The 12625-nt window shown below is 47.6% G+C and carries 12 protein-coding genes and 2 pseudogenes; 6 read left to right on the plus strand and 8 right to left on the minus strand.

Features of this window, described 5'->3' with window-relative positions; translation table 11 throughout:
• Positions 1 to 14: 14 nt before the first annotated feature.
• From GCU48_RS05015 to nagA, 3 genes are read left to right on the plus strand one after another with little or no spacing between them, the layout of a single operon-like run.
• Positions 15 to 881: a MurR/RpiR family transcriptional regulator gene (locus GCU48_RS05015; protein WP_152379273.1), complete on the plus strand. Its 867-nt coding sequence runs from the start codon at positions 15 to 17 to the stop codon at positions 879 to 881.
• 1 nt (position 882) lies between these two features.
• Positions 883 to 1611: a glucosamine-6-phosphate deaminase gene (gene nagB, locus GCU48_RS05020; protein ID WP_152379274.1), complete on the plus strand. Its 729-nt coding sequence runs from the start codon at positions 883 to 885 to the stop codon at positions 1609 to 1611.
• Positions 1608 to 2828: an N-acetylglucosamine-6-phosphate deacetylase gene (gene nagA / locus GCU48_RS05025; protein ID WP_152379275.1), complete on the plus strand. Its 1221-nt coding sequence runs from the start codon at positions 1608 to 1610 to the stop codon at positions 2826 to 2828. The genes nagB and nagA overlap by 4 nt, the downstream gene beginning before the upstream one ends.
• Positions 2829 to 2919: 91 nt before the next feature.
• Here the strand turns inward: nagA and GCU48_RS05030 are convergent, their stop codons facing one another.
• A complete protein-coding gene (locus GCU48_RS05030) occupies positions 2920 to 3900 on the minus strand; it encodes a YhcN/YlaJ family sporulation lipoprotein (protein ID WP_152379276.1) in 981 nt (326 codons plus the stop codon).
• A 172-nt stretch (positions 3901 to 4072) separates the two neighbouring features.
• Here GCU48_RS05030 and GCU48_RS05035 point away from each other — a divergent pair.
• A pseudogene (locus tag GCU48_RS05035) lies at positions 4073 to 4853 on the plus strand (alpha/beta hydrolase); the annotation flags it as partial.
• Positions 4854 to 4920: 67 nt separating this feature from the next.
• Here GCU48_RS05035 and GCU48_RS05040 read toward each other — a convergent pair.
• Together GCU48_RS05040 and GCU48_RS28790 are read right to left on the minus strand one after the other, a co-directional pair.
• Positions 4921 to 5187: a helix-turn-helix domain-containing protein gene (locus tag GCU48_RS05040; protein ID WP_081752171.1), complete on the minus strand. Its 267-nt coding sequence runs from the start codon at positions 5185 to 5187 to the stop codon at positions 4921 to 4923.
• Positions 5124 to 5486 carry a hypothetical protein gene (locus GCU48_RS28790; protein WP_081752170.1) on the minus strand — a complete coding sequence of 121 codons (363 nt, stop codon included), beginning with the start codon at positions 5484 to 5486 and terminating at the stop codon, positions 5124 to 5126. Before GCU48_RS28790 ends, GCU48_RS05040 begins: the two co-directional genes overlap by 64 nt.
• Before the next feature lie 185 nt (positions 5487 to 5671).
• Here GCU48_RS28790 and GCU48_RS05050 point away from each other — a divergent pair, with 185 nt between their 5' ends.
• Positions 5672 to 5875, plus strand: a complete 204-nt coding sequence (locus GCU48_RS05050) for a hypothetical protein (protein WP_025719269.1) — start codon at positions 5672 to 5674, stop codon at positions 5873 to 5875.
• A gap of 80 nt (positions 5876 to 5955) precedes the next feature.
• Here the strand turns inward: GCU48_RS05050 and GCU48_RS05055 are convergent, their stop codons facing one another.
• From GCU48_RS05055 to GCU48_RS05070, 4 genes are read right to left on the minus strand one after another with little or no spacing between them, the layout of a single operon-like run.
• On the minus strand, positions 5956 to 6894 hold the full coding sequence (locus GCU48_RS05055) for a DUF4340 domain-containing protein (protein ID WP_152379277.1): 939 nt from the start codon (positions 6892 to 6894) through the stop codon (positions 5956 to 5958).
• A complete protein-coding gene (locus tag GCU48_RS05060; protein ID WP_152379278.1) occupies positions 6891 to 8282 on the minus strand; it encodes a GldG family protein in 1392 nt (463 codons plus the stop codon). The genes GCU48_RS05055 and GCU48_RS05060 overlap by 4 nt, the downstream gene beginning before the upstream one ends.
• 5 nt (positions 8283 to 8287) lie before the next feature.
• Positions 8288 to 9010, minus strand: coding sequence for an ABC transporter permease (locus GCU48_RS05065; RefSeq protein WP_025719264.1), 723 nt, complete (start codon positions 9008 to 9010; stop codon positions 8288 to 8290).
• The gene (locus GCU48_RS05070) at positions 9007 to 10119 is read right to left on the minus strand and encodes an ABC transporter ATP-binding protein (protein WP_244316084.1); all 1113 of its coding nucleotides are present in this window, start codon (positions 10117 to 10119) and stop codon (positions 9007 to 9009) included. Before GCU48_RS05070 ends, GCU48_RS05065 begins: the two co-directional genes overlap by 4 nt.
• Before the next feature lie 732 nt (positions 10120 to 10851).
• On the opposite strand from GCU48_RS05070, the gene GCU48_RS05080 reads away from it, so the two are divergent.
• Positions 10852 to 11946: a glycosyltransferase family 4 protein gene (locus GCU48_RS05080; protein WP_152379280.1), complete on the plus strand. Its 1095-nt coding sequence runs from the start codon at positions 10852 to 10854 to the stop codon at positions 11944 to 11946.
• 145 nt (positions 11947 to 12091) lie between these two features.
• On the opposite strand, the pseudogene GCU48_RS05085 reads toward GCU48_RS05080, so the two are convergent.
• Positions 12092 to 12514, minus strand: a pseudogene (locus GCU48_RS05085) (apiosidase-like domain-containing protein); the annotation flags it as partial.
• Between the last annotated feature and the right edge of the window lie 111 nt (positions 12515 to 12625).

Here is a 12625-nt window from a genome sequence, read left to right on the forward strand (position 1 = left end):
AAGGAGCACCGCTCATGTCACCCATTCTTCATACATTAGCCCGTAGCCTGGAGCAGCTTCCCGTACAAGAGCGCAGGCTGGCAGAATCCATTCTGCAATCCCCGGAGGACGTGCTGCATCTGGGTATTCGGGAACTGTCAGAGCGTTGTGGTGTGAGTGCAGCGACCGTAACACGGTTTTGCAAATCATTACATTTTAAAGGCTATCCTGATTTCAAAATGAAGCTGGCCGCCGAGTTGTCCCATTCAAACCGTAATGGTGAAGAATCCTATCAGGACATTGTTGCCGGAAATTCACTTTCCCGTATCGTGCAGGCTATTCAGGCCAACCACACTGCATCTATTGCGGACACGACTCGGCTGCTGGATTTCGCCAAGCTGGAGCAGGCCATTACGTGGCTGTCAGCTACAAGCCGCATTGATTTGTACGGGATGGCGACCTCCTCCATTGTGGCGCAAGACTTTTACCAGAAGCTCATTCGTATTGGCAAAAACGGTACCGCCTTCGCTGATTCGCATATGCAGATCACCTCTGCCTCCTCGCTTGGACCGGGAGATGTCGCCTTTGCAGTCTCCTACTCGGGGGAAACCCAGGAGACGATCGCAGCTCTGCGCTGTGCGAAGGAGCAGGGAGCTAAAACACTATCCCTGACCTCCTTCGGAAATAATACGCTGGCGGGTATTTCGGATATTGCTTTATTTTCCTCTTCGCTGGAGGAAGGAATGCGGCGGGGAGATATGGCGTCCCGCATCGCCCAGCTTCATATCATAGATATCCTGTTTACAGGTATGGTGAGCGCGAATTTTGACAAATATATTCCGAGATTGGAAGGTTCATATCAACAAGTGAGCAAGCTCAAAAAACAACCAGGGGGTCACTAAGATGAACATACGCATTTTGAACAGCCGTGAAGACCTGAACGCTACTGCCGCCGCTGTGATATCCGGCTTGCTGTTAACCAAGCCTCAGGCCATGCTTGGTCTGGCTACCGGTAGTACGCCTATTGGCATCTACCGACATCTTGCAGATATATACCGCAAGGGACAGGTCAGCTTTGCACGAGCCTACGCTGTCAATCTGGATGAATATGTCGGCCTTTCCCCGGATCACCCGCAGAGCTACCGCAGCTTTATGAATGAACACCTGTTCCAGCATATTGACATTCCCATTGCCCATACACGTGTACCTGACGGGAATGCAATGGATTTGGCGGCAGAATGTGCGGCACACGAGCAAGCCATTTTGGATCATGGACCCGTGGATCTTCAATTGCTGGGCATTGGTCATAATGGTCATATCGGCTTTAACGAACCTGGTCACAGCTTGACTGGGTCCACACATGTTGTCGATTTGGAAGAAAGAACGCGGACGGCAAATGCCCGATTTTTTGGCAATATAGATGCTGTACCCCAGCAAGCCATTACGATGGGCGTAGGCACGATTTTAAAGGCAAAACAAATTATACTGGTGGCTTTTGGCGCGTATAAGGCTGACATTATAAAGCAGGCCTTAACCGGACCCATCACTACAGAATGTCCGGCTTCTCTGCTGCAATGCCACCCCAACGTGCTTATATTACTGGATCAGGAAGCAGGAGGATGGTTCAATTGAACTCAGATGAATCGAGTGGCAGCATAACCCAGCTGCTGTATGGACAGGTTGTTATCGGGAACGACATTATTGAAAAAGGGGTTGTTATCATTAAGGGACAATCCATTGTATATGCTGGTTCAGAGGAGAGCTTGCCTGCAGATTGGACATCAGTTGACAAGACAAGTCAGGCAGATGGTACAACTGAAGCAATGAATATAGTTCGTTTGGAAAGCGGCTATCTGCTGCCGGGCTTTATTGATATTCATGTTCACGGTGGTAATGGCGAGGATTTTATGGACTCCGATCCAAGGGTACTGGCTGCGATCACCTCCTTTCATGGCTCGCAAGGAACGACTGCCATGCTGGCTACCACGATGACCGCACCCAAGGAACGAATTGACCGGGTGCTGAGCGAAGTTCACGCCTATATGGCACAGCCCATGCCCCATGCACAGCTGGAGGGCGTGCATCTGGAGGGTCCGTTCATTAGCCCGAACTGGCCCGGAGCACAAAACCCGGAACACATCGTGCCTCCAAATCTCGCGTGGATGATAGAATGGGAGCAGCGCTACCCTGGCCTTGTACGCCAGGTGACACTTGCGCCCGAACAGGAAGGCGCGCTGGAACTGATTGCATGGCTGCGCCGTCATGGTATTACCGCAGCACTGGGTCATACGGATGCCACGTATGAAGAGGTAGAGCAGGCAGCGGCGGCGGGCCTTAATCATGCGGTGCATACGTTCAATGCCATGACTCCGCTGCATCACCGCAAGCCAGGAGCGGTTGGAGCGGTACTAGCTGATCCGCGCATTGAAGCGGAGGTCATCGCGGACGGCATCCATGTGCATCCCGCTGCCATATCTCTGCTCGCTAAGCTAAAGCAGAATCATAATCTCATTTTAATTACTGATGCCATGTCTGCCACCGGGCTGAAGGACGGGCACTACACGATCGGTGACCTGCCAGTAATCGTGCAGGATGGTGTGGCACGATTGGAGGATGAAATCACATTGGCGGGAAGCACACTGACCATGATTGCAGGCTTTCGTTTTCTGGTTCAACAAGTGGGCCTGAGTATCCCCGAAGCATCACAAATGGCCAGCCTGAATCCGGCTCAATCCCTGAACATTCACGATCGGACAGGATCGCTAGAAGCAGGCAAGCAAGCAGACATCCTGTTGCTGGATGCCGATCTAAATCTGCAGGGCGTATGGATTAAAGGAATGCGCCAATAATTTATATCATTCCACCAAACCAAAAAGCTATCCGTCGGCGCATTCGCCGAAATGGATAGCTCTTTTTTTGGCATTATACATATGTTGTGAATTAGCGATAATTCATAGGTGCAGGTGTATGATTTTGTGGACGTGTTGGTGATGTAATTGGACGGTTTGTACCAGCCGCAGGTGTTGGAAAAACGCGTTGAATGATATCACCTAGTTGGGTACTCATTCCTTTGATCGGATGACCACTTTGCACACTGCGTGCAAAGTCGGTGCTATGCTTGATAAAATCAGGGTTCGCTGATACATACACCTGTTGAATCGATGGCGCAAATTGCTTAACCTTGTGGGCAATTTTACTTTTGACCGCTTCGGTCAGCGTGCTAGGCTCATACGCAGTTCGTGCACCCTGAACTGTGGTGCCATCCGTGCGGGTACCATCCGTCAAGCCACGAATCATACCATAAGAACCTGTACCCATTGTGCCGTATAATCCGTCACCACGACGCGCAGGTGTTCCGTATCCGGTAACCCCATCTGTCACTCCGGGCGTAGTGGTACCCGTTGTATAGCCCCCGCGCGTACCATTAACGCCACTCACGCTCGGTGCATTTCTGTAATGCTGAGTACTGGTGGCGCTAGGAGTACCCACACCAGTTGCGTTGGCATGGTCCTTCAAGGAAACCGCTACATAAGCATTACGATCACCAACCAGTACGGTCGCAGATTTAACATCCGGCAACTCGGCTATACGTTTGGACAAATTGCGATCGACTTGCAAATTACGAACTGGATGTCCGGGAACATTGGTGTTCGGGTTCAATGGCACCCCATCCATACCGTTGGACCTAACCCCATAACGGTTCACACCATCAATACGGTTTACACCATCCATACCATAACGATTTACACCATCAATACGGTTCACACCATCCACACCATCCAATGGACGTGTGCTTTGCACGTTATAGCGAGTAGCGTTCGTACGGACGTTTTTCGCAGTCCCACACCCTGTCAAAGTAGCCATGCTGGCAAGTAAAGCAGCAGAAATCGTCAAGCTGATGATCTTCTTAGTTCCTGGCATGAACTCATCCTCCATACATATAAAATGTGTGACGAGAATAGCATGCGCCATGAATCGTAGGGATATCCTGACTAAAAAATGACTGAAAAAATAAAATTTTAATGTAAATATGAAATACAATTGATGATTTACCACAAAATGGAATGTATAATAGGTTGGGAAAAATACTTTTCGTACAGGCTCCTACGTTTTTTCCCTGATCCAGTCCTACCTTCAAGCGAACACTCCAGCATTGAATCAGGAATCTGAGGCACTTTCAGTGGCATCTTCCCTGCCTGCTTCTGCTTTACAATCCACCTATAGCGAGATCGACAATTCATACTTTATCCGTGGCGGAAACTATAATGGAAAAGCCTCCGAAATCCTCACTGTTGAAAATGGTGTCCAAATCCATTGATCTGGACTGGATCAGCGATAAGCGTGTAAGTCAGCTTGAGTTGACCAAGCCTGACGGTACCAGTGAGATTGTTAATCTGAAAGCAGGTTATGATGACGAAATTTTTGCTGGTGCCTGGCATCATAGCGCTGCCATTCAAAATCCAAACCCGGGCACCTATAAACTGAATGTCACGGCTCCTGATAAGGGTGCGTATCTTCTGATTGCTCGCTACCAAGCCGTTCAGGTACCTGAACTAAAATACAAACTCAACGCAGTGGGTCCGAAGCTAAATCTGAAACCACAGGATTCTAAGGACAGCGTTACAGAAGTCACCTACCAGGTTCAGTACTACGGTGACCCGCAGCAAGGAATCACTTCAGCGTCCAAGGGTTTGACATTACAGCAAAAAACCGTTAATCCTACCGGACAAATCGAGCTTTCCAAAGCGGACAAACCCGGCCTTTATTCCGTAACCTATGAAATTAGCGGCGCCACCGAGGCCGGCTATCCTTACCGCCGTACGGCTGTTCAATCCATTTATATTGACGCTGACGGCAATAAATATGTGAATTAATTTATTTTAAAATATCAAAAGCCTGAGGACGCCACCTATGAGCGTTTTCAGGCTTTTTATCATGAGTCTAATCGTCAGATTTTGCAAGCTTATGATATCCATTGTCCACCTTTTCTATTTGTAATTCTTGCCGTAGCTCTTCAATAAAATCAGTCACAATACTTTGAACGGCATCCTCACGGGACATGCGGATATACCGGCTGGTTTTCTGAATATCTTCCTCAAATAAATGAAGTATTCTGCACATGGCCTCCTGATCACCACTTCGTGCTAATTTGAGCAATCGGATAAACTCAGCATCCGAAATAATTCCTTGAGCATTTTCTTTTTCCATTTATTCACCGCCTGTTGGGATAGCTTTAACTCTGCTGCAATCTGTGCTTCGGTTTTATCCAGTATGTAAAGGTCAAAGATGATGGTTTTGCCGATCTCAGACGGTAGAGAGTTGATGAGCTGTAAAGTATACATTTTAGAGTTTACAGAGTCTATAAAAGATGGAGTACCGACGGCTTCGTTCTTTTCCATTACAAATTCATGATTGGTTTGTACCCGCGCACGATATTGAATCCTCCATGCAATGCGGTATAACTTCTTTCGGTATTGTTCCACCAATGTTAGCTGAGATGTGCTAATTGTAAATCACCCTTTCTCTTTGGATTTGGCCTTTCGAAATCCTCATATTATAGGGTAATTTGGGAACCTATTTAACAACCAAAACAGAACATTTGTTCTTATTTATTATACTATTTTTCCAAGCAGTTGTATATGGTTCTTTTAATTTACCTTCATTTATATACGGATAAAAAGGAGGGAATACATTGCAGATGGATGATGCTCTTTCTTTGGTAACCAACGTCGGCTTTCCAGCTGGGCTTTGTTTTATTTTGTTGCGGCACATCCTGCACACGATGGAGGAAAAATTGGATAAGCTGGATCTCTCGCTTCATGAGCTGATTCAGGTCATTAAAGAATTAAACGATAACAACAGCCCTTCTTCCAAAAGCAGTAAATCTGATGAATAACGAGCACAAAGAAGCTCCAACCGACAATTATTCGCCGTTGGAGCCTCTTTGCATACATATAAAATTAAATCATCTTTTGTTTATTTTTTAGTCTGAGCCTGGTCGTGCCCATTTTGTTCGATACGGTTCACGTCAGATACTGACAGCCCATAGGCCCAGTTGCTTTGTGGAGGTACAACCCATACCGTATTCGGATCATCGTTAAGCGTCCAGCCCTGATAAACCAGCTGGGAATCATCCTGATTCAGCGATACGCTCAGCGTAAAGCGGTGAACAGGCTTGCTCAGCTCGGAGGCTTTGCGCAGGGGCAGATTGCTGGCCAGATTTTTGATTTGCTGCGACAAGGAGGTCGCCGTATCACCGGCTATTGACTTTCCGTTCAGCGTCCAGGAAGTGGAAGCACTATCTCCGGCCTGGCTGCTGCCAGAAGACTTGAGCATCCATGAGGCCTTTTGGCCTTCCCACTCTAGTCCGCTTAGCTTGGCATCATCCCAGTCGAACGGTGTTGTATCTGTAAAATCAGCAGTACCCAGCAGTAAACCCGAAAGTGTATCTAAAGGTACGGAAGCTACCTCTTTTTGATCTGATAAAACATAAGCAGCATCTCCCGAAGGTAACGTTTCACCAAACGCAAAGGTGTGTACGTCGCCCTTCTTGGTCTTGATCTCAATCCGGTCATGGGTAGCGCTGATTCCGTATTTGGCTACATCCTTGGGGGAAGATTCTACCGTTTCACCCAGCTTCACATCTTGAATCGCAGCTAACCAATTGTCTACTGTATATCCGTTTAACGGGTAAGACTGTGGCTTGGTCATGCTCCATTTGCCATCACGTTGTGTAAGCTCCACCGTTGCACCGTCCTTTCCTGTGATAGCGAAAGACGTAATATCTTCCCGGGTGAGCTGAACCAGCTGGCGAGCCGCTGGTGCCTGTTCACGAAAAAAGTTTTGGCTCTTGGCATAGATTATACCCGCTCCCAATACAACTAACAGCAGCACTGTGGGTATCCATTTTTTCATGCTCTTCTTCGCCTCCACCATAATAGGATTCCGACTACCGCGAACAGCAACGGCATTCCGATGACGGATATGGTCAATATTGTTTTCGCTTGTGCAGGAGTCAAATAGGCTACCTTGTAATCCTGCTCCTGACGAGGCCGAATGGTGAGTCCATCAGAGTGTTCCTGTACATAGTTCAGACTGTTCAGCACAAAATCCCGATTTCCTCCCGTGCTGATCTCGGTGTCGCTTAGAAGCGCAGACGTTCCGAGAATCACCGCTTTGGGCTTGCCGTCTTTTCCATCTACTGCATAACCCAGATCAAGTGGCCCCTGCAGATCCTTCCCATCCTTCTGTGCTTCGTTGTTCAGCAGCCCCTGGATATTCGTTTCACCATAGCTGGCGGCAGAAGATTTTAGCAGAGGCGTCGTCTTCCAATTTTTTTGCTCCTCCGCCTGTAAAGCAATAGACAGCGAAAGAACTGGATACAGATTGGAAGCTGCCAGCTTATCGGTAATCGCATGACTGCCAAAGGTAGGAACTGTCCATAGAGGTCCCAGCGTATTCGTCTGCTCCTGATCCACCACAATCGCATGCGTATCCTTCACTCCATAATCAGCCGCCAGGCCGTCTAGGTTTTTCCAGTCGGATTGCATGCTCGGATGGAAGCCCAACGCCATCAAAAGCTTTCCACCGCCGTTCAGGTACGTACGAATACTCTTCAGCTCCGTTGTGCTGATATCCCGCTGTGGCCCGATAATAGCCAACACGGATGCATCTTTAGGCACACTTCCAGCCCGATTGAGCTGTACTTCTTCTGTTTTCACATTATCCTGCGCCAGTGAGCTGCTTAATTGGGTCATTTGAGACAAAGGGATTTCCTCATGACCGGTCAGAAAAACCACTTTCCCCTGACGGGTCGATGATAGCCCCAGCAGTCCGCTGGTCAGCTTTTCTTCACCAGTAAACTGGTATGCTCCTTCACCACTCCCCTGCGCTTGCGTAAACAGACTCCCAATATCTATAACCCGTTTCTTTTCACCCTGCACCAACACAATAGATGCTGCGGTAACACCATATTGCTTGGCAAGCACCGGTTCCTGATTCAGATCGTACTGCTCGACCTTGAGCTTGCTGTTACGCTTGGCGTATTCGCTCAGCATATCCGTAACATCCCGGTTCAGCTTCTGATTTTGTGAAGTGGATACGGTAAAAGCAATTAACCGTACGTCTTCCTTCACTCCCTGAATAGCCGTTAACGTCTGGTCAGACAGCGTATACTGCTTGCCTGACGTCAAATCCAGTTGAAAACCTCCCAGCGAACGCAGAAACAACGTCAGCAAAATAAAAATACCGATAGCCGCAACCGATAATACTACACTGTTTGTATGACCCAGCCATTTTTTCATCCTGATCACCTCCACCGTTTCCGTTCGACTACTTGGATGCTGAACAGCAAAAAGAGTGCCGCCACTGTCACGTAATACATCACATCGGCTCCGTTCAGCAATCCTTTGGTGAAACTGTCAAACCGTGCGGTTAATGAAAAAGGCTCCAGCCATTGCTGTACCGTCGCAGATGCGCCCGTTTGTCCACCAAACGAATCCAGCATCCAAAATACGAGTAAAATAATAAAGCTAACAACCGCCGACATCATCTGATGCTGTGACAGCGTCGAAGCGAACAAACCGATCGCCATCATGGATGCGCCAAGCAAAAACAGTCCGATCACGGATGTAAGCACCAGCGTCCAATCCAGCGATCCATAAAAGGACATCACCACCGGATACGCCAGACTGCACAGCACTAAAATGAACAGCATGCCCAGTGACGCCAAAAATTTACCTATAATCATTTCTGTTACACTTACAGGTGAGGTTAGCAGCAGTTCATCTGTGCCCTGCCTGAATTCCTCCGCGACCAGCCGCATTGTGAGTAGTGGAACGACAAATACCAGCATGGACAGCGTATCACCAAGCACTAACCGATAGTCCAGAATACTTGGCTGATACAGGACAAAATTCGTATAAAAGAGTAACCCCGTCAGCAGCATGTACACTGCCAGCGCAAAATACGTTGTGGGTGTCCACAAATAGGCCTGTAGCTCTTTTTGACAGACCGCGAACAAACGCCTCATGACTGATTACCTCCTGTATCCTTGGCCTCTACAGCCTTGTCACCGCTGGAAGCGGACTCTTCATGATCTACCTTAACGCCTGTTGCTGTATTCTCCGTGGAGGATACAGCATCAGCCGCTTGATCGCCCATCTGACCTGCCCCCGTCTCGCGGGTTGTCAACTGCTGGAAGATATTTTCCAGACTAAGGCTCTCTTTTTTCATCTCCAGAATCGGAAGCCTCGCAGCAGACAACACATAAAACAGCTCTTCACGAAAATCCTCATTGGAAGCTCCTGTTAGTAACACTCCAGTCAAATCCTGCTCCCTTGCAGCCCGCTTCATATCCGCATGAGACAAGGCAGATGCTAAAGGCTCGACCTCCACTTTTCCCCAAGCCTGCAGGACATCCAGCACCTGCTCACGATTTCCTTTAACCTCCACCTTTACCTTAAATCCATCCTCCATCGAACCACCGAGTGCATCTGGTCGCCCATCCAACACCAATTGCCCCTCATGGATGATAAGAACCCGATTGCATAAAGCGTCCACCTCTGGCAAAATATGCGTGCTGAGTAGTACCGTATGATTTTCACCAATTTCTTGTATAAGCTGACGAATCTCCAAAATCTGATTAGGGTCCAAGCCTGAGGTCGGTTCATCCAGCACCAGCAAATCCGGGTTATGGATAATAGCCCCCGCCAGTCCCAAACGTTGCTTATACCCTTTAGACAAACTGCGTACCAGTTGTTTTTCACGCCCGTTCAGTCCCAGCCTGGAAATCATTTCAGAAATACGCAGCTTCTGCTCTCGCGCAGGTACGTCCCGAATACTAGCTACAAATTTTAAATAGGATTGGACGGACATATCTCCATACAAAGGTGGAGTCTCCGGCAAATAACCGATTTTGGAACGAGCCTGTCTGCCCTTATCCTGAATCGGGATGCCGTCAATCGTAATGACTCCCTCGCTCGGCTGGAGATACCCTGTAATCATGCGCATTGTCGTCGTTTTACCTGCACCATTTGGCCCCAAAAAACCGACAATTTCACCACGCTGCATTTCAAAATCCAGCTTATGTACGCCCCGGTTGCCCTCATACCACTTGCTCACCTGTTGCACCTTGAGCACACGTTTCACCCTTTCTTATATCGCTTTACAAAATCATACCACCCTACATACGTGGCAAAAGAATCCCACTGCAACAGCGATCGGAGACCCAAAGCCTTCGCGCAGCGGTCTCCCCTTACTGCTCTCCTACCAAAATGTGCATGAGTAGCGGGTAGCAGCGCAGCGGAGGGTTTGGAGCTGGAGAAGCGCCAGCGGTCGCCTTTGCTGGAGGATTCTTACCTTTTTATATCTCATCTAATCCAAGAAGAATCCTACAGCAACAGCGATCGGAAGCCCAAAGCCTTCGCGCAGCGGTCTCCCCCTACCTCATGCTACACTTTTAAATTCTAATAATAATCCCACACATATAGCCTTAGCTTAACGTCACTTAAATAGAAGCTTAAAATAATGTGTCTAAAATGTGAACAGGAAAATAGACTTTCATCCTCGTAAACTTGTACGGTTCGTCATAATATAGATTCGCATCTACCATCACTGTCAAAAAGACCAACCTTTTATAGTGCGATTCCCCCATGCGCTTTTTGCTGGGACACTACACTGTATGATCTCGGAGCCCTTGCTTGCTAAGAGTTGGGCCTTCTGTACAAAGCCTGTGAATTTGCAAGAGAAGCAATGGAACTCTCCCCGGAGGATGCTCGTCTCCGTCATAATTATGCGCTGATTCAATCTAGGCTTCCATATATACCCACACCCCGTCCTGTAGGTTGAATAACTTGGTATAGGGGCTTGCGATTGGCAAAGGAGGTTATGGAGATCAAAGTTCTATTCACTTTTTATATACCCAGCGGCGGCGTGGAAACCCTGAACCGCCAACGCTGTAAAGTGCTCATTCAGGACGGGATTGAGTGTCACCTTCTCTATTATCAGCAGGGAACTGGGATGCAAAACCTGCAAGGCGATATTCCGGTGTTCATGACTTCTTCCGAAGAGGAAATTCGAAAGCTGGTGGAGACTCATCGCTACGATGCAATTATCGTCTCCTCCGATTATCCTATGCTCCCCAGACTGCGCATGTTAGGCTATCAGGGGATATTAATCTATGAATCGCAAGGCTTTGGCACACACAAAGAAGCGGCATTGGTAGTCGCAGATGCGGTTCCGTATCTTCAACAATATGCCGATGCCGTGCTCCTGCCAGATACAACTCATTTAGTGAATCTATTCTCCGGCATGTGTCCGTGGCTTAAACGTTTCGCTTTTCCAAACGTACTGGATACCAGTGTATTTAATTATGTACCCAACACTCCTCCGATCCATCCGGTCATTGCATGGGTTGGGCGGCTGGAGCCAAACAAGAACTGGAGGCATTTTGTCGATATCTCCTACTGGATGCTGCAAAACCGTGCTGATCTTCGCATTTGGATGTTTTATGATGATACCTTGTCTCAGCCAGAGGATCAAATACAATTTGAGCAGATGCTCACTCAACTCGGCATGTCCTCGATTATTGAGCGCTTTAAAAGCATACCTCATGCCAAAATGCCTCTGTATTACTCCATGATTGGCGACTCCGGCGGCTACCTGCTGTCAACTTCGCTTGTGGAGGGCTTCGGCTATGCGGTAGCTGAGGCAATGGCCTGCCGTTGCCCGGTTTTAAGCTCTGATTCAGATGGAGTACGAGCATTCATTGATCACAACGAAACCGGTAAGTTTTATGAACAAGGAGACATCTTGCAGGCGGTATTGCAAGGGTTAGACTTGATGAACAATGTACCTCATCGCGAATCTATTCGCCAGAAGGGGCAAACACGGATTGTTAGCCTGTTGGCACCGGATAAATATGTGCGCTCCTTCCGTCAGATGATGAACATGTTGGGTGTATGGTAACCTACTATTTTAGCGCATGTCCACAAAAGTCTGTTTCAGTTTTCAAAAAAGCTGACGACAACCCTATTATTACACACGGGTGATCGTCAGCTTGATGAGTTTCCTTTTTATTACTTAATATTTGCGACCTATCTGATCTTTAATGTTCAACGCAATCCAACGGCATTTTATTGTCCTTTTGGAACATTTCAGCCCATGTATCCGGTACATAGTTGCACCACAGCAGAACCAACGCTGGAATAAATCCGCGCTCTACAGCCATCTTTATCATGACCCCTGCCCGGTCGAAATAAGCTTCGTTTAATGTACGGTAGTCAAAATTTTCATTTTCCAGTAATGCAAACGGCTGCAGATTTAAATCCGCTTCACTTGCATCCCATTGCCGGAGCATGTTGATTTGCAAAACGTTGAATCCCTGCACCTTTCGATAATCCAGGTAATCGCTCCACTCTTCAATTGTCGCATTGGTAAAAGCGCTCCAGACGGTATCTGCCAAGTAAAAGAAAGGCTTGCCCTCTTTTGCAAAACTTCTTTGATTTTCAGCAATGTTTAATCTCAAATAAATCACCCTTTCTTACATAAACAAAACTAAATTACATTGCAAATTTATATGATATTGTATAAAATAAACTAAATTAAAGCGTTCACAATTGAATATTAACACTATAGATTCTAAAAG

Source organism: Paenibacillus brasilensis (assembly GCF_009363115.1).
In the GTDB taxonomy this organism is placed as follows: Bacteria; Bacillota; Bacilli; order Paenibacillales; family Paenibacillaceae; genus Paenibacillus; species Paenibacillus brasilensis.

What these genes read in the sequence shown, in the direction of transcription:
- GCU48_RS05015 (WP_152379273.1), top strand. Translation starts at nt 15, where the DNA reads ATGTCACCCATTCTTCATACATTAGCCCGTAGCCTGGAGCAGCTTCCC.
- nagB (WP_152379274.1), top strand. Translation starts at nt 883, where the DNA reads ATGAACATACGCATTTTGAACAGCCGTGAAGACCTGAACGCTACTGCC.
- GCU48_RS05030 (WP_152379276.1), bottom strand. Translation starts at nt 3,900, where the DNA reads ATGCCAGGAACTAAGAAGATCATCAGCTTGACGATTTCTGCTGCTTTA.
- GCU48_RS05040 (WP_081752171.1), bottom strand. Translation starts at nt 5,187, where the DNA reads ATGGAAAAAGAAAATGCTCAAGGAATTATTTCGGATGCTGAGTTTATC.
- GCU48_RS05055 (WP_152379277.1), bottom strand. Translation starts at nt 6,894, where the DNA reads ATGAAAAAATGGATACCCACAGTGCTGCTGTTAGTTGTATTGGGAGCG.
- GCU48_RS05060 (WP_152379278.1), bottom strand. Translation starts at nt 8,282, where the DNA reads ATGAAAAAATGGCTGGGTCATACAAACAGTGTAGTATTATCGGTTGCG.
- GCU48_RS05065 (WP_025719264.1), bottom strand. Translation starts at nt 9,010, where the DNA reads ATGAGGCGTTTGTTCGCGGTCTGTCAAAAAGAGCTACAGGCCTATTTG.